Below are 16134 nucleotides of genomic sequence, written 5' to 3'. Positions count from 1 at the left end.
GCGTCGATCATCCGGTCGTGGTCCGCGTCGGTTCGGGTCAGGTCTATCCGGCCCAGCAGGGCGCGCACGCCACCGTCGATGACGTCCGCGCGGTCCAGGAAGTCCGCGCGCATCAGCCGCAGCCGGTCCGCCGCCGTGCGCCGGTCCGCGTCGTCACTGGTACCGCCCATGCGAGGACGGTGCATGGTCCACCTCGAGAACCGGTCGGGACCCGTTGGAGTCCGCCGGGGTCACGACCCGATCAGCGACGCCGACGTGATCCGGTGCAGCGGGTACTGCCGCAGCTCGTTCCCCGTCGTGTCGCGGCCCTCCAGTACGCCACCGCCCACCCGGTACGGCGTGACCAGCCGCTGGCTCGCCACCCCGCGCGAGTCCACGAAGTCGATCAGCACGTGCCCGCGCTGCTCGATCGCCTCGCGCAGCAGGGCGAGCGTCGCCGCCGTGTCGGCCGCGCCGCTGCCGCCGGTGAGCGACACGGTCCTGCCCCGGCGGGTCGCGGCCGCCGCGTCGCCGGCGCGCAGTTGGTGCACGATGTCGCTCAGCCGCTCGTCGCTCGGGGGCGTCGGCGGGCCGCCGCGCCGGGTGCGGGCGGTGGCGGGCAGCCGGCGGCCGGTGGGACGCAGGTCGAGCACCTGGCCGTCGGTGCCCTCGGCCGCCGGGGCGAAGCCGGCCGCGCGCAGCTCGTCGAGCACGTCGGCCAGGGGGAGCGGGCTCACCAGCACAGTGGGCGCGATGCGGCGCAGCTCGAGCGACGCCGCGGCCGGGTGCGCGACGACCTCGGCGACCAGCACCGGGTCGTCGCACCGCAGGAACGACGCCGCCGCACCGCCGCGCAACCGCCCGTGCCGCCGGGCCACGTCGTCGATGAGGTACGACAGCGACTGCGGCACCGGCGTCCGCGATCGGGTGCGGAAGAGCTCGTGCAGCTCCTCGGCGGTCCGGCCGATGTCCAGCGCCCGGCGCACCGACACCTCGGTGACCCGGTACACCGTCGCGCTGCCGGCCGACTCGATGTCGGCGACCTGGCCGATGTCGATCGCGAGCTGCGGCTCCAGCGGCCCCGGCGCGACCACCGTCAGGTCCGCCTGCACCAGCACGTGGTCGAGCGGCTCGGGCATCGACTCGGCCATCCGCTTGGCCGCGGCCGCCGGGCTGTCGGTCAGCAGCGCCCGGCCCGCCGACGTGATGGCGCCCAGCGCCACCACCCCGAGCGCGGTGGCCTCGGTGAGCGTCCAGCGCACGATCTCGTCCCGCAGCCGGCCACCTCGCCGCGGCGCGCGCCAGGCCAGCACGTCGGCCAGCTCGTCCGGCGCGGCCACGCCCGTGCCGGCGGGCAGCTCGGCCAGCGCGGCCAGCACCCGGCGGCGCTCGGCCGGCGCGGGTGGGCGGCGCAGGTCGTCGGACATCGGGGCCAGCACGCGGTCCTTCGCGTCGCGCATGCCGGCGAGCCCGGGCAGCCGGGGGAGGTCGAGCCAGGCGGTGGCGAGCGTGGCCCACTGGTTGGCCGGGGTGGCCGCGAGCCACGGGTCGGCGAGCGTCGTCGGCTGCCACTCGGCGCTGGTGGGCGCCCCGGTGTCGGCGACCATCCCCGCGCCGTACGCGAGCTCGGCGACGAACCCGGCACCGCGCTCGTCGGTGTCCAGCTCGCGGGTGAGCCGGCGCACGTCCCGCACGCCGAGCCCGCCCGCCTTGAGCACGCTGGCCGGCTCCTTGCTCCACAGGTTGACGAGGGACTCCGTGCGGCGCAACAGCTCCAGCACCTCACCGGCACCCGTCGCGTCTACAGTGGACACCGTGCGTCTGGTCGTGCGCAGCTCCGGCTCGTCCAGCCGGACCGTCCCGAGTGGACTGTCACCGCGCAGCGCGAGGCCGACCTGGCGGGGCAGCTCGACGGTCTCGGCGTCCCGGCGCAGCAGCAGGCCCATCGCGAGCATCCGCTGCACCGGCGTCCGCGCCCGCTCGAGCGGCACGACGACGGCGGCGTCCTTGGTCCGGCCCACCGGCGAGCCGTGCGCGAGCGTGGTGAGCAGCCGGCGGTCGGCCTCGGTGAGCTCGTCGAGCAGCGCCGGGAGGTCGACACCGTCGAGCGCGTCGGAGGGCTGGCCGAGCCCCGCCGGGTAGAGCCCACCGGCCTCCCGCGCGGCCGGTGCGACGGAGATCTCCTCGGCGCCCCAGGCGAGTGCGAGCCGGACCAGCTGCTCGACCGCGGCTCGCACCCTGCCCGGGTTCGCGCCCGGCCCGACCAGCGCGGCGACCGCGTCGACGGGCACGGGGGAGCGGTCCGCGCCGGCCACGACCAGCGCGTCGAGCACGGCGAGGGTGAACGTGTCCAGCCCCTCGGCGGCCCTGGTGACCGACGCGCGGCTGCCCGCGCGCGCGGCGAGAACGGCCATGTCGGCGGGCGGCGGGGTGGCGAGGTCGGGGCGTGCGCGCAGCAGGTCGGCCAGCACGTGGTCGTCCTGGCCGCGTAGCCAATCGGTGAGCGGGACGGCGGGCACGTGACCACGGTATACGCGCCGCCGCGCTGTCACAGAGGTCCGGTAGCCTCTAGCTCCGTTGAGCTGGTCGAGATCCCAGGAGGGCTCCGTGGCGAAGGACAAGTCGCACCACATCGACCCGAACTGGCCGGACGACATCGAGCACCCGGTCAGTGAGGTCGCGGCCGACCGGCAGGGTGCGCTGTCCCCGTACGGCGACCTGGCCTTCCCGCTGCCGCCCGAGAAGCTCGGCTACGAGCACCCGGTCACCGAGATCAACAAGTAGGTCCGTCCACTCGGGAGCGATCCACATGCCGGTTCCTGGTCCTGGCTACTCCATCACCGTCCGGGTCGAGGCGCCGCCGTCGGCCAGCGCGGCCGGCGACCTCGCCGCGGCCGTGGGCCGGGCCGGCGCGGTCATCACCGCGTTCGACGTGGTCGAGTCGCACGGCGACCGGATCGTCGTGGACATCACCGCCAACACCTACTCCGACGAGCACGTCCGCGACATCACCCAGGCGCTCGAAGGGCTCGACGGCGTCGCCGTGCGCAAGGTGTCGGACCGGACGTTCCTCATCCACCTCGGCGGCAAGATCGAGGTCAGCCCCAAGGTCCAGCTCCGCAACCGCGACGACCTCTCCCGCGCCTACACCCCGGGCGTGGCCCGGATCTGCCAGGCCATCGCGGAGAACCCGGACGACGCGCGCCGGCTCACCATCAAGCGCAACACGGTCGCGGTGGTCACCGACGGCTCGGCGGTGCTGGGCCTGGGCAACCTCGGGCCGGCCGCGGCGCTGCCGGTGATGGAGGGCAAGGCCGCGCTGTTCAAGAAGTTCGCCGGCGTCGACGCGTGGCCGGTGTGCCTGGACACCCAGGACACCGAGGAGATCATCCGGACCGTCCAGCTGATCGCGCCGGTCTACGGCGGCATCAACCTGGAGGACATCGCCGCGCCGCGCTGCTTCGAGATCGAGGCGCGGCTGCGCGAGATGCTCGACATCCCCGTGTTCCACGACGACCAGCACGGCACCGCCATCGTGGTGGTCGGCGCGCTGCGCAACGCGCTGCGGGTGGTCGGCAAGCAGCTGTCCGACTGCAAGATCGTGGTGTGCGGCGCGGGCGCGGCCGGCTCGGCCATCATCCGGCTGCTGCTGCAGAAGAAGCCGGGCGACGTGCTCGCCGTCGACGTCGACGGCATCGTCCACCCCGGCCGCGGCGACCTCGACCCCAACCTGGCCTGGCTCGCCGAGCACACCAACAACGACCGGCTGTCCGGCTCGCTCAAGGACGCCATGGTCGGCGCGGACGTGTTCATCGGCGTGTCCGCGCCCAACCTGTTCGGCGCCGACACGGTGGCCACGATGGCGCCGGACCCGGTGGTGTTCGCGCTGGCCAACCCGGACCCGGAGATCGACCCGCTGGAGGCGCAGCGGCACGCCAAGGTCGTCGCCACCGGGCGCAGCGACTACCCGAACCAGATCAACAACGTGCTGGCGTTCCCCGGCGTGTTCCGCGGGCTGCTCGACGCGCAGGCCAACGGCATCACCGACGAGATGCTGCTGGCCGCCGCGGACGCGATGGCCGACGTGGTCGACGGCGACCGGCTCAACGCGTCGTTCATCGTGCCGAGCGTGTTCGACTCGGCCGTGGCGCCCGCGGTGGCCGAGGCGGTCTCCCGGGCCGCCGCCCGCCGCCCGGGCTGAGGCGCGCCGTAGCATCGGTTCGTGGGTGAGCTGAGTCATGTGGACGCCGCCGGCGCGGCGCGCATGGTGGACGTGACCGGCAAGGAGGCGTCCGCGCGGGTCGCGGTGGCCACCGGGACCGTGCGGACCACCGCCGAGGTCGTCGCGCTGCTGGCGTCGAACGGGCTGAAGAAGGGCGACGCGCTCGCCACGGCCCGGATCGCGGGCATCATGGGCGCCAAGCGCACGCCGGACCTCATCCCGCTGTGCCACCCGATCGCCATCTCCGGCGTCACCGTCGACTTCTCCCTCGGCAGCGCGCACGTCGACATCACCGTCACCGCGCGCACCACCGACCGCACGGGCGTGGAGATGGAGGCGCTCACCGCGGTCGCGGTCGCCGGGCTCACCCTGCACGACATGATCAAGGCCGTGGATCCCGCGGCCGTGCTGGACGCCGTCCGGCTCGAGCGCAAGGACGGCGGCAAGACCGGCACCTGGACCCGACCGGAGGACCGATGACGCGCACGGCACGGGTGGTGACCGCGTCCAACCGCGCGGCCGCCGGGGTGTACGCCGACAAGACGGGCCCGCTGATCGCCGCGTGGCTGCGGGAGCGGGGCTACGACGTGCCGGCGGCCTCGGTCGTGCCGGACGGCGAGCCGGTGCGCGACGCGCTGCGGTCCGCGGTCGCCGCCGAGGTGGACGTGGTGATCACGACGGGCGGCACGGGCATCTCGCCGACCGATCGCACGCCGGAGATGACCGCGTCGGTGCTGGACTACGAGGTCCCCGGGCTCGCCGACGCCGTCCGGGCGGCCGGATTGCCGGCGGTGCCCACGGCGGTGCTGTCCCGTGGGCGGGCCGGCGTGGCGGGCTCGACGTTGATCGTGAACCTGCCGGGCTCCACCGGCGGGGTGCGCGACGGCCTGGGCGTGCTGGCGGATGTGCTGGACCATGCGGTGGACCAGGTGCGCGGCGGCGACCACGCCCGGCCCGCCACCACCGTGACGCCGGACATGGCGCCGGCCGACTCGCCGGCCGACTCACCGGCCACCGCGGCCTCGGAGCCCGCGCGGGTGCTGCGGGCGGAGATCAGCGAGTCGCCCCTGTCGGTGGAGGAGCACGCGACGCTGGTCGAGGAGGCGGCCGCCGGGGCCGTCGTGACGTTCGCCGGCGTGGTCCGCAACCACGATGGCGGGCGAGGCGTGCTGAACCTGGACTACGAGGGCCACCCGAGCGCGAAGGCCGTGATAGAGGAGGTCGCCACCGAGGTGGCCGGCCGGCATCCGGGCCTGCGTGCGCTGGCGGTGAGCCACCGCGTCGGGGGCCTTGCCATCGGGGACGTGGCGCTGGCGTGCGCGGTGGCGGCGGAACATCGGGCGGAGGCGTTCGCCGCGTGTGCGGATCTCGTGGATGACGTGAAGGCCCGGCTGCCGATCTGGAAGCACCAGAACTTCACCGACGGCACTGATGAGTGGGTCAACTGTCCGTGACCGTCGCTGGCCGTGCTCGCTGCGCGGTCTTGCGCGTTCGGCACGGCTCGCCGGGCCTGCTCTGGCGCCGTCGCACCACAGGGGCGAGCCTCCGTCGCGGCCTCCTCCCATGACGAAGGGCTCCACCGCCGGGGGATTTACGCGGTGGAGCCCTACGTCGTGGCGCTCTTACGTCACGGAGCAGATCACTTGGTGGCGATCTTGTGACCCACGAGGATCAGGTCCGGGTCGCCGATGAACTGCTTGTTCTTCTCGTACAGCGCCTGCCAGCCGCCCTTCACCTTGAGGGCGCCGGCGATCTTGGACAGCGAGTCGCCGGCCTTGATCGTGTAGTCGCCCTTCGGGTTGGACTTCGCCAGCACCGGGGCGGCCGGGGCGTACGTCCGCTCGGGCGCGGACACCTCCGACCGCTGCGGGCTGCTCGAACGCTGCTGCGGCTGGGAGCCGCTGTAGCTGCTGTGGCTGCCACCGGAGTGACCGCCACGCGCGCCACACACCGGCCACGCGCCGATGCCCTGCGAGGCGAGGGTCTTCTCCGCGACCCGGATCTGCTCCGACCTCGAAGCGTTCGCCGGGTTGCCGGAGCCGCCGTTCGCCTGCCAGGTGCCCTGGGAGAACTGCAGGCCCCCGTAGTAGCCGTTGCCCGTGTTGATGCCCCAGTTACCGCCACTCTCGCACTGCGCGATCGCATCCCAGTTCACCGACGGGTCGGCCTGGGCGGGGACGGTGGCAACCGCCAGCGGAACACCGACCGCGGCGCCGGCAACGACGACACGAGCGATGGTCCGCAATGCGGCGGACGGCTTTCGGTGCTTGCCTTGGTACGCCATTTCCGCTCTCTCCCTCAACGCCTACGCGCTTGCGCTCTTCGGTCGGCCGAAATGGCCGAGCCGGGCTTGCCGGCAACCACTCCTCGCTTCGGGGTGCTCGTCGTGGTTCCTCGCCCCGGTCCGGAGGTTCTCTTTCAGTCGGGGGTTTCCTCCCGAGTGCTCGCCGGACCGGGTTTGGCGTTTCGAGCACTCGGGTCTTGCCTGGTCGGTCGGGACCAACCGGGAGCGACGGTACGTAACCGAAAGGCCGAGTGGAAATTAAGAGCCATGTGACCGTCGTCACAGTAACGACGGGCAACCTGCGTCGATGGTAGGTATTTCCGCAGGTCAGACTCGTAATGAAGGTCGTTATCTGGCTGTGTTCTTCCTGAGATAATTCACTCTAAGTGAGTCATGGGTCACGTCGTATCGGCCGATAAACGGCACCAAATTCCACTACTGCAATTGATCGCCGGCTGCACGTTGAAATCGAGTGACTACTTGCCGCAATGCGGTTACTAATTCCCGCGGTGACTCCACTGTGAAGTCGATCTCCAATCCGGCGAGCAGGAAGGCGAGCGACCCGGGCGTGTCGGCACCGATCTCGAGTCGGCAGGAATGGTCGTCGATCGGCTCGATGCGGCCGTACGGGGCGCAGCCGCGGGCCACCTCCGAGTCGGCGGGCGCGTGCAGCCGGACGCTCGCCTGGAAGGGCCACATCCGGGCAATTCGGGCGGCGACGAACGCCGCTGGGTCGCCGCCGGGGATCTCCCGGGGCTCGAACCGGGGACCCACCGGGATCCGCGGCCGCATCCGGTCGACCCGGAAGGTCCGCCAGTCCATCCGCTCGACGTCCCACCCGACGAGGTACCAGCGCCGGCCCCAGGAGACGAGCCGGTGCGGCTCGACCGTCCGCTGCCGCTCGACCTGGTCATGCGTGCGGTAGTCGAACCGCAGCCGCTGCGTGTCGCGGCACGCGGTGGCGACGGCCGTGAGCACGTCGGCGGGCACGGACGGTCCCAGCCCGGGCGTGTCGACCCGCGCGACCTGCAGCGCGTCGACCCGGTGGCGCAGTCGCGAGGGGAGCACCTGCTCGAGCTTGACCAGGGCGCGCAGCGCGGTCTCGCCGATGCCGTCGACCCCGCCGCCGGCCGCGGTGCGCAGGCCGACCGCGACGGCCACCGCCTCCTCGTCGTCGAGCAGGAGCGGCGGCAGCTCCGCGCCAGGCCCGAGGCGGTAGCCGCCGGTCGTGCCGGTGGCGGCGTGCACGGGATAGTCGAGCTCGCGCAGCTTGTCGACGTCACGGCGGACGGTGCGGGTGCTCACGCCGAGGCGCTCGGCGAGCTCCGCGCCCGACCAGTCGCGGCGGGTCTGCAGCAGCGACAGCAGCCGGAGCAGGCGGGCGGAGGACATGTCGACAAGTCTCCCAGCCCTTGCGGACAGGATCTGTCCGCTGTCAGCCGCCGGCGAACGGGGGCAGGACGTCCACGCCGGACCCGTCGGGCAGGGCGATCGACGTGTCACGCACGGCGACGCCGTCGAGCAGGAAACTGCACGCGGTGAGCACCTTGGTGAGCGCGGCACCGTGCCGGCCGACGAGCTCGTCGACCAGGTTCTGGACGGTGGCGTCCGCGCTGAGCTGCACGGTTTCCTCGTCACGGCCCGCCGCGGCGCGCGCCCCGGCGAAGTAGCGCACACGCACCGTGGCGGTGATGGGAGCGGTGGTCACCCCCACAGGTTAACCGCCGTGCGCGGCCGCGCGGCGGCTGCGGGACCATGGGGCATGGCCTGGACCTATCTGATGGACATGGACGGGGTGCTGGTGCACGAGGAGCACCTCATCCCCGGGGCGGACAAGCTGATCGAGGAGCTGCGCGCCAAGGAGATGCGGTTCCTGGTATTGACCAACAACTCCATCTACACGCCGCGGGACCTGCGGGCGCGGCTGCACCGGACCGGGCTGCACGTGCCGGAGGAGTCGATCTGGACGTCGGCGCTCGCGACCGCGATGTTCCTGGACTCGCAGCGGCCGGACGGGTCGGCGTTCGTCATCGGCGAGGCCGGCCTGACCACCGCGCTGCACGAGATCGGCTACGTCCTCACCGACCGCGACCCGGACTACGTCGTGCTCGGCGAGACCCGGACCTACAGCTTCACCGCGATCACCACCGCCATCCGCCTCGTCGAGCAGGGCGCCCGCTTCATCGCGACGAACCCCGACGCGACGGGCCCGTCCCGGGAGGGCTCGCTGCCGGCGACCGGTTCGGTGGCCGCGCTGATCGAGCGGGCGACCGGCCGCGCGCCGTACTTCGTGGGGAAGCCGAACCCGCTGATGATGCGGTCCGCGCTGCGCACGCTCGGCGCCCACTCGGAGGCGACGCTGATGATCGGCGACCGCATGGACACCGACGTGCGGTCGGGTCTGGAGGCGGGGCTGCAGACGATCCTGGTGCTGAGCGGGATCTCGTCGGCGGACACCGCGGAGAAGTTCCCGTACCGGCCGAGCCGGGTGGTCGACTCGGTGGCGGACCTGGTCGGCCACGCGGACGACCCGTTCCCCGAGGACTGAGGACACGAAACCCCGGCTCCGGCGGTGCCGCCCGCCGCGAGCCGGGGTTTCGCATGTTCCCGAACTGACTACCGCTCCCACCACGAAGCGACGCCGTTAGGCTAGCCTAACTTTACCCCCCGAGGCAAGTGGTCCGGGCGAGGTCAGGCCTCGACCCGCGCCAGGTCCGGGGCCACCACCGGCTCCGCGCGTCGCGACCGCCGGTACCGGCCGAGCACCCACCGCGGCCGGATGCGGTCGCGCATCTGCACGCCGCCCCGCCGGGCGAGCACCACGCCGCACACCACGGCCGACAGCGCGGCCGCGATCCCGCCGATGACGAACGGCGACCGGCCACCCAGCGTGGCCGCCATCCACCCGGTCACGGGGCCGCCGATCGGGTTCCCGCCGATGAACACCAGCATGTACAGCGCCATCACGCGCCCGCGCATCTCCGGTGTGGTCGCCAGCTGGATGGTCCCGTTGGCCGTGTTCATGAACGTCATCATCGCGAAGCCGGCCGGGATCAGCGCCAGCCCGAACGTCAGGTAGCTCGGCATCAGCCCGGCCACCAGCTCGAGCACCCCGAACGCGAACGCCGCGCCGATCAGCAGCTTCAGCCCCGGCCGCCGGCGGGTCGACCGGCGCACGGCCAGCACGGCACCGGCGAACGTGCCGACCGCCAGCAGTGTCGACAGCAGGCCGTAGCCGTCGGCCTGCCGGTGGAAGACGTTCGCCGCCACGATGGCGAGGGTCGTGTTGAACGTGATCGCGAACGTGCTGACGCAGAACACCAGCGCGAGCACCGTCATGATGTCCGGCCGGGTGCGCACGTACCGCAGGCCGTCCATCAGCTGGCCCCGCTTGCGCACCGGCGCCGCACTTCGGTGCAGCTCGGCCGGGTTCATCCGCCACAGGCCGATGATCACCGCCACCGTCGACACCGCGTTGACCAGGAACACCCACCCGGTGCCGGTCCAGATGATCATCACGCCGGCGATCGCCGGGCCGACGATGCGGGCCAGGTTGAACGTCGACGAGTTCAGCGCCACCGCGTTGGTCAGGTGCTCCTTGCCGACCATCTCGCCGACGAACGACTGGCGCACCGGCGGGTCGAAGGCGGTGAAGATGCCGAACACGAAGCACAGCAGGAACACCTGCCACAGCTGCACGAGCGCGGTCACGTCCAGCAGGCCGAGCACCACCGCGGACGTCGCCATCCCGGTCTGCACCAGCATCAGCAGCTTGCGCTTGTCGTGCCGGTCGGCGAGAACGCCGGCCCACAGCGTGAGCATCAGCGTCGGCAGGAACTGCAGGGCCGCGGCCACGCCGAGCGCGATGGGGTTGTACCCGGACAGCTCGAGAACGAGCCAGTCCTGCGCGATGCGCTGCATCCACGTGCCGACGTTGGAGATCACCTGCCCGGAGGCGAACAACCGGTAGTTGCGCACGCGCAGGGATCCGAACATGCCTCGATGATCGCGAGTGGTCTTCGACGGATCGACGAGCGCGGCTCGAGGCGAACCGGACGTCCTGGTCGGGTTACACGAGGTTGCTTCTCTCACTAATCCTGTTGGCTCGCCATCCGGTCGATGATCTCCGCGGCCTCGGACAGCACGTCTCGCTGCTCGGGGCTGAGCTCGGCGAGTCGCTTGTCCAACCAGGCCTCGCGCGCCGAGATGTCGGCCAGAATGTGCGCGCTCCCCTCCTCGGTGATCTCTACGATGGCCTGCCGGCCGTCACTGGGATGCGGTCGTCGGCTGACGTATCCGTGCTCCTCGAGCGCAGCGATCACCCTGGTCATGGACGGGGGTTGGACAACCTCCTTGGCCGCCAGCTCACCTGGGGTGAGCGGGCCGCACTTGTGCAGGCAGAACAACGCGGAAAGCTGGGTGAGCGTCACCGAGGAGCTGGACCGCTGGGCCCGGAGCCTGCGGTTGAGCCGCACTGTTGCCAGTCGCAGTCGGCTGGCCAAAGAGCGTTCGGCTACGTCCTGCTCCTTGTTCGACACATCGTTAGCATACCTCACGATCAGCGCTGCGTCACAATGATCATGGTCAGCGCAGCGCGGCCTGGATCGGCCCGATCGCGAAGTAGACCGCGAACAACGCCGCCACCACCCACATCAGCGGGTGTATGCCGCGCGCCTTGCCGGTCGCGGCCCGCAACAGCACGTAGCTGATGAAGCCCGCGCCGATGCCGTTGGCGATCGAGTACGTGAACGGCATGACGACGATCGTGAGGAACGCCGGCAGCGCGATCGTGAAGTCGGTGAAGTCGATCTCTCGGATCTGCGCCATCATCAGCACGCCGACGATCACCAGCGCGGGCGCGGCGGCCTCCACCGGGACCGCCTCGTACAGCGGGGTGAAGAACATCGCCGCGATGAACAGCAGGCCGGTGACGATGTTGGCGAGCCCGGTCCGCGCGCCTTCCGCGATGCCGGCCGCGGACTCGATGTAGACCGTGTTGGAGCTCGACGACGCCGCGCCGCCGGCCACCGCGCCGAGGCCGTCGACGAACAGCGCCTTGCCCACGTTCGGCAGCTTGCCGCCCTCGTCGACCAGCCCCGCTTCCTTGCCCAGCCCGGTCATCGTGCCGATCGTGTCGAAGAAGTCGGTCAGCACGAGGGTGAACACGAGCAGCACCGCGGTGATGATCGGCACCTGGACCCAGGCGTCGAAGTTGACGTTGCCGACGAGCGACAGGTCGGGCTCGCCCACCACCTTGTCGGGCAGTGCCGGGTAGCCGAGGTTCCAGCCCCTGGGGTTCACCCCCTCGTACCTGCCGGCGTCCACAATGGACTCGACGATGATCGCGAGCACCGTGGTGGCCAGCACGCCGATGAGGATCGCGGCCTTGACCCGCTTGGCGACCAGGATCCCGGTGAGGACGAGCCCGACGACGAACACGAACGTCGGCCACGACGCGATCGAGCCGTTGATGCCGAGTCCAACTGGGACGGTGGTGTTCGCGACGTCCGGCAGCCGGCGCACGAACCCGGCGTCGACCAGGCCGATCAGCGTGATGAACAGGCCGATGCCGACCGCGATGGCGGCCTTGAGCGAGGGTGGCACCGCGTTGAACACCATCGTCCGCACGCCGGTCACCACGAGGATCAGCACGACGACACCGTTGAGCAGGACCAGGCCCATCGCGGCCGGCCAGCTCATCTGCGGCGCGATCGTGACCGCGACGAACGCGTTGATGCCGAGGCCCGTGGCCAGTGCGAACGGGTAGTTCGCGACGAGTCCGAAGAGGATCGTCAGGACGCCGGCGACCAGCGCGGTGACGGCGGCGACCTGGTTGGCGGGCAGGATGTCGCCGAACGCGTCGTCGTGCGTGGTGGGGTTGCTCGGGTCGCTCGAGAAGCTGCCGATGATGAGCGGGTTGAGCACCACGATGTAGGCCATCGTGACGAAGGTGACCAGCCCGCCGCGGATCTCCCTGGCCGGCGTCGACCCGCGCTCGGTGATCTTGAAGAAGCGATCCAGTGCGGAGCCGGCTGTCCTGTTCGCCATGAGGCGGTAGCCTCGCGCATGTGGCAGGCCAAGCGGAACCCAACGCGCCAATCGAAACACAGAAGTCACCTCCGCCACCGCTGTCACCACGGCTGCTGTCGCTGCCGCCGGTGGTCTACACGGGCACGGCGTTGTGGCTGGTCGCGCTCGTGGTCCTGCTGATCGCCCGCTACGGCTTCGACGCGCTGCCGCCGATCTGGCTGTGGACGGCGCTGTCGGGTTTCGTGCTGGGGCTCGTCGGCGTGCCGGTCATGGTGTGGCAGCGCCGCGCGTCCCGCCGCGGCGCGAAGGGCGCCCAGCGCAACCTCTAGCGCAGCAGGTTCTCCGGGTCGTCGAACAGGGCGGCGAACGTGTGCCGGTCGGCCCAGCGGTCGGTGGCCCAGGCCAGCGCGCGGGCCAGGCCCGCGGTGGAGTCCTCGCAGTGCAGCACCCCGCCGTCGACCCACCACGGCACCTCGTGGTCGACGAGTCCAATGCGAACGGTCAGCTGGTGGTGCACGAGCGGCCCGCCGCCGGGCACGGTGAGGCCGGCGAGGTCGCAGGCGTCGACGACCGCGCCGAGGTCCGCCCAACGGGTGGCCTCCCCGGTGCCGCGGGCCGTACCGACGACGACCTCGGTGGCCAGCGGCAGGTCGAGGAGCTCGGCGAGCGGCTCGGTGAGGTCGAAGTCGTCGCCGACGCCCACCACGCGCTCCTGCTCGACGACGCCCAGGACCCAGGGCGCGTTGAGCACGATGGCTTCGGCGGCGGGGAGGACCTCGCCGGTGAGCGCGCGGACCGCGGCCGGCGGCCGGACGTCGGTGGGGCTGACGGTGCCGTCGCGGACGGCCGCGGCGAGGGCCGCGTAGCCGCGGAGCGCGGCGCCGGGCGGGATCGTGCGGTCGCTGTCGCCGAGCCGGTCGAGCAGCTCCTCGGCGTCGTCGGCGTCGTCGATGTGCAGGCTCTGCCGGACGCCGATGGCCCGCAGGACCGACAGGTCGACGTCGATCGGCGGGACGGGGTCGTAGAGACCGGCCAGCTCGGCGGCGTCGGGCATCCGCCACGCCCGCGGGGCCTCGCCGGCGAGCCGGCCGTGGTGGGCGATCCACCAGCCGGTGTAGCCGCCGGGCTGGTGCAGGGCCTGCCAGGTGGCCGGGTCGGCGGCGAGCAGCCGCAGCGCGGCGGGCCACGCGTTGTCGGCGACGAGGTCGAGGTCGCGGACGGCGACGACCCGGGTCGGCGGCTCGGGCAGGGAGACCCACCAGTCCTGCTCGTCGGCGAGCTCGTGGTCGGCGTCGGCCGGCAGCTCGTCGACGACGACGGCGAAGGAGTCGAGCACGCCGACCGCCTGCAGCACCGGCGTGGGCCAGGCGGCGGCGGTGTCCTCGTCGAGCACGCCGAGCGGAGTGTCCTCGGCGAGCAGGTCGAGGAAGGTCGAGCCGGGCAGCGCGAGCTCGTCGGCGCGGCGGTGGTCGCCGACCTCGTCGCGCATCGCGAGCGCGGCGAGCCACGGGTACTCGCCGGGCCGGATGCCGGCGCTCCCGACGAGGCCGAGCACGGCCTTCTGGAGCGGCTCGATGTCCATTCCGGACTCGGCGTCCTCGACGCTGCGTTCGACGGCGTCGCGCAGCGAGTCGAGGAGCTCCTCGGCGCCGCCGTGCCGGGCGCCGAGCCGTTCGAGGAGCGGGTGGGCCGCGTCCGGGTGGACGACGTTGACGTCCACTTCGGACAGATCGAGGTCGGCGTCGACGAGCAGCGTGCCGCGCGGGCCCGGCAGGGTGCGGCCGTCGGTGAGGGGGACCGGGAGCGCGCCGAGTGCCTCGCGGGCGTCCGGGTCGGTGTCGGCGATCGGGCTCAGCGCCTCGTAGAGCCGGTGCCACCAGCGGGGATCCCGCTCGATGCCGGTGACCCGGTCGACGAGGTCGGCGACGGTGAGCCGCCTGGTCTCGAGCGCGGCGAGGGCCTGGGCGTGCTCCGGCGCGGCGAGCTCGGGGTCGACCAGCCCGTCGATGGTGTCGCGCAGCGCGTCGGCGAGTTCCTTGCTGGGGACCGGGAGGAGGGTGGCCTGCCGCGGGGCGACCGGCTCGTCGTCGGTGGGGAGCCAGGGTGCTTTCCGCAGTGCGGCAAGGACTTCCTGGCGGAGCTTGTCGTCCACTTCGGACCGTGGGAAGTCCGGGGTGGGGACGAGCGTCGTGCGGTCGGTGGCGTCGAGGTGGTCGAGCAGCCGCGGGTAAGCCGCGGCCGCGGCCTCGAGGACGGTGTCGGTGGCCACGCCCGGCCGGACCCGGCGCCGGTCCGCCTCGATGGGGACGGTGGCGATCAGCCGGGCGGGGAGGGAGAGCCGCTCGTCGGTCGGCGTGGGTGCGTGCAGGACCTCGTTGTGCAGCGCCCGGGGATGCCGGTGGTCGTCGAGCCAGGCCGCCCAGCAGACTGTCCACTGTGGACGGGCCTCGGCGCCGAGCTCGCTGACGTCGGCCAGTTCGCCGGCGTCCTTGGTGACGAGCCAGTGCGTCGTCCCGCTCGGCGCGTGGACGTCGACCCAGGGGTCGGTCCCCTCGCGCTGCCAGACCTGGTCGCCGACTTCGATCCGGCGCAGCCCGTCGAGGCTCAGCAGCAGGTCGCCGGCCTGGGCCGCGAACTCCTGGAGCAGGTCGCCCGGCTCGTCGGCGCGCAGCGGCAGGCGGACCTCGGTGTCGAACCCGTGGGGCAGGGGGTCCTCGTCGTCGGTGGGCCAGACGAGGCGGAGGACGGGGACGCGGCCGGACTCGCCGATGGCCTCGTGGGTCCGAGCCGCGGAGAACGCGACCCCGCCGGTGCGCGAGACCACGCGCGGGGCGTCCGAGACGGTGAGCACCGCGGCGAACCCGACGCCGAACCGGCCGACCCCGCCGGCCTTCGCGGTCGTGGCGGTCTTCGCGGAGGCCCGAAGTGAGGCGAGCGAGGCGACCCCGTCGGCGTCGAGCGGCCGTCCGGTGTTGGCGACCCGCAGCTCGTCGCCGACGACGCAGACCCGAAGGATCCCGTCCTGCCCGGCGGCGTCGGAGGCATTCTGCGCGAGCTCGACGACGACGCGGTCCCGATAGCCGCCGAGGAACAGATCCTCCTCGGCGTTGGCGTCTTCCCGGAACCGAGTGGGCGAGTCCCGCCAGGAGGCCAGGACGGCTTCCCGAAGCCGCCCGGTCCCGAACGGATCACTCACCCCTTCGCCGGCCCGGCGTCGCCCGGCTCGTCCTCGTTCACCGAGGTCTCCGCAGTGACAACGGGCTCGATCGGCGCGGCGGCTTCCGCCCCACTGAGCTCGGCCCGGGTGGCCCCTGGCTCGACCGAGGTGGTCGAGGCGCTGATGGGCCCGGTCGGCTCGGACTCCGGACCATCCGACTCCGGGCCATCCGGCGCCGGGCCTTCTCCGGCCGTCGCGCCTTTTCCGGCCGTCGCCGCCCAGCCTCGGGTCGCCTCGGGTTCCCGCGCCTGCCCGACCGCGGTCACCTCACCACGAGCGGTGCCCAGGAACCCAACCCGCCGAGCCGGTGCCTCGTCGCCGCCGGACGGCCTGCCAACGGCTGGACCCGACACGCCTTCGGCGCCGGCCGTCTCCTTGTCGCTGCCCGGCTCCGCTGGGGCG

At 72.5% G+C, this 16134-nt stretch carries 15 protein-coding genes; 6 read left to right on the top strand and 9 right to left on the bottom strand.

The features are described from left to right. Nucleotides 1-230: 230 nt before the first annotated feature. On the bottom strand, nucleotides 231-2498 hold the full coding sequence (locus tag VGD70_RS24475; protein ID WP_331085205.1) for a helicase-associated domain-containing protein: 2268 nt from the start codon (nucleotides 2496-2498) through the stop codon (nucleotides 231-233). 88 nt (nucleotides 2499-2586) lie between these two features. Here VGD70_RS24475 and VGD70_RS24470 point away from each other — a divergent pair, with 88 nt between their 5' ends. Genes VGD70_RS24470 through VGD70_RS24455 form a run of 4 tightly spaced genes read left to right on the top strand, consistent with a single transcriptional unit; the run spans nucleotide 2587 to nucleotide 5655 of the window. Next, nucleotides 2587-2763: a hypothetical protein gene (locus tag VGD70_RS24470; RefSeq protein WP_331085204.1), complete on the top strand. Its 177-nt coding sequence runs from the start codon at nucleotides 2587-2589 to the stop codon at nucleotides 2761-2763. Between the two features lie 25 nt (nucleotides 2764-2788). Then, a complete protein-coding gene (locus VGD70_RS24465; RefSeq protein ID WP_331085202.1) occupies nucleotides 2789-4180 on the top strand; it encodes an NAD-dependent malic enzyme in 1392 nt (463 codons plus the stop codon). A gap of 21 nt (nucleotides 4181-4201) precedes the next feature. Beyond that, nucleotides 4202-4681, top strand: a complete 480-nt coding sequence (moaC, locus tag VGD70_RS24460) for a cyclic pyranopterin monophosphate synthase MoaC (protein WP_331085200.1) — start codon at nucleotides 4202-4204, stop codon at nucleotides 4679-4681. Beyond that, complete coding sequence (locus tag VGD70_RS24455) at nucleotides 4678-5655, top strand: molybdenum cofactor biosynthesis protein MoaE (protein WP_331085198.1); 978 nt, start codon at nucleotides 4678-4680, stop codon at nucleotides 5653-5655. The genes moaC and VGD70_RS24455 overlap by 4 nt, the downstream gene beginning before the upstream one ends. A gap of 185 nt (nucleotides 5656-5840) precedes the next feature. Here the strand turns inward: VGD70_RS24455 and VGD70_RS24450 are convergent, their stop codons facing one another. The 3 genes from VGD70_RS24450 to VGD70_RS24440 form a co-directional block, all read right to left on the bottom strand. After that, nucleotides 5841-6485 carry a transglycosylase family protein gene (locus tag VGD70_RS24450; RefSeq protein WP_331085196.1) on the bottom strand — a complete coding sequence of 215 codons (645 nt, stop codon included), beginning with the start codon at nucleotides 6483-6485 and terminating at the stop codon, nucleotides 5841-5843. 435 nt (nucleotides 6486-6920) lie between these two features. After that, nucleotides 6921-7877, bottom strand: a complete 957-nt coding sequence (locus VGD70_RS24445; protein WP_331085194.1) for a YafY family protein — start codon at nucleotides 7875-7877, stop codon at nucleotides 6921-6923. A gap of 43 nt (nucleotides 7878-7920) precedes the next feature. Continuing rightward, nucleotides 7921-8193 (bottom strand): MoaD/ThiS family protein, encoded by a 273-nt coding sequence (locus tag VGD70_RS24440; RefSeq protein WP_331085192.1) that lies wholly within the window; start codon nucleotides 8191-8193, stop codon nucleotides 7921-7923. A 54-nt stretch (nucleotides 8194-8247) separates the two neighbouring features. On the opposite strand from VGD70_RS24440, the gene VGD70_RS24435 reads away from it, so the two are divergent. Further along, on the top strand, nucleotides 8248-9033 hold the full coding sequence (locus tag VGD70_RS24435) for an HAD-IIA family hydrolase (RefSeq protein ID WP_331085190.1): 786 nt from the start codon (nucleotides 8248-8250) through the stop codon (nucleotides 9031-9033). 143 nt (nucleotides 9034-9176) lie between these two features. On the opposite strand, the gene VGD70_RS24430 is transcribed toward VGD70_RS24435, so the two are convergent. The 3 genes from VGD70_RS24430 to VGD70_RS24420 form a co-directional block, all read right to left on the bottom strand. Further along, nucleotides 9177-10481 carry an MFS transporter gene (locus tag VGD70_RS24430; RefSeq protein ID WP_331085188.1) on the bottom strand — a complete coding sequence of 435 codons (1305 nt, stop codon included), beginning with the start codon at nucleotides 10479-10481 and terminating at the stop codon, nucleotides 9177-9179. Between the two features lie 95 nt (nucleotides 10482-10576). Next, nucleotides 10577-11023, bottom strand: coding sequence for a MarR family transcriptional regulator (locus VGD70_RS24425; RefSeq protein WP_331085186.1), 447 nt, complete (start codon nucleotides 11021-11023; stop codon nucleotides 10577-10579). Nucleotides 11024-11069: 46 nt separating this feature from the next. Continuing rightward, on the bottom strand, nucleotides 11070-12533 hold the full coding sequence (locus VGD70_RS24420; protein WP_331085184.1) for an NCS2 family permease: 1464 nt from the start codon (nucleotides 12531-12533) through the stop codon (nucleotides 11070-11072). A gap of 20 nt (nucleotides 12534-12553) precedes the next feature. Between VGD70_RS24420 and VGD70_RS24415 the strand changes: the two genes are divergently transcribed. After that, nucleotides 12554-12844 (top strand): DUF2530 domain-containing protein, encoded by a 291-nt coding sequence (locus tag VGD70_RS24415; RefSeq protein WP_331085182.1) that lies wholly within the window; start codon nucleotides 12554-12556, stop codon nucleotides 12842-12844. Here the strand turns inward: VGD70_RS24415 and VGD70_RS24410 are convergent. Further along, a complete protein-coding gene (locus VGD70_RS24410) occupies nucleotides 12841-15711 on the bottom strand; it encodes a sacsin N-terminal ATP-binding-like domain-containing protein (RefSeq protein WP_331085180.1) in 2871 nt (956 codons plus the stop codon). The two genes, VGD70_RS24415 and VGD70_RS24410, sit on opposite strands and share 4 nt — an antisense overlap. Then, nucleotides 15708-16134 (bottom strand): hypothetical protein (locus tag VGD70_RS24405; protein WP_331085178.1); only part of this gene is annotated, 427 nt, incomplete at its 5' end. The genes VGD70_RS24405 and VGD70_RS24410, both read right to left, overlap by 4 nt.

Source organism: Actinophytocola sp. (genome assembly GCF_036402745.1).
GTDB lineage: Bacteria > Actinomycetota > Actinomycetes > Mycobacteriales > Pseudonocardiaceae > Actinophytocola.
Note: the sequence above shows the minus strand (reverse complement) of the source record. Positions and strands in the feature narration are given on the sequence as shown.

Excerpts from the sequence above, each read along its gene's own strand:
- VGD70_RS24420 (WP_331085184.1), bottom strand. The coding sequence starts at position 12,533 with ATGGCGAACAGGACAGCCGGCTCCGCACTGGATCGCTTCTTCAAGATC.
- VGD70_RS24435 (WP_331085190.1), top strand. The coding sequence starts at position 8,248 with ATGGCCTGGACCTATCTGATGGACATGGACGGGGTGCTGGTGCACGAG.
- VGD70_RS24430 (WP_331085188.1), bottom strand. The coding sequence starts at position 10,481 with ATGTTCGGATCCCTGCGCGTGCGCAACTACCGGTTGTTCGCCTCCGGG.
- VGD70_RS24465 (WP_331085202.1), top strand. The coding sequence starts at position 2,789 with ATGCCGGTTCCTGGTCCTGGCTACTCCATCACCGTCCGGGTCGAGGCG.
- VGD70_RS24450 (WP_331085196.1), bottom strand. The coding sequence starts at position 6,485 with ATGGCGTACCAAGGCAAGCACCGAAAGCCGTCCGCCGCATTGCGGACC.
- VGD70_RS24445 (WP_331085194.1), bottom strand. The coding sequence starts at position 7,877 with ATGTCCTCCGCCCGCCTGCTCCGGCTGCTGTCGCTGCTGCAGACCCGC.
- VGD70_RS24455 (WP_331085198.1), top strand. The coding sequence starts at position 4,678 with ATGACGCGCACGGCACGGGTGGTGACCGCGTCCAACCGCGCGGCCGCC.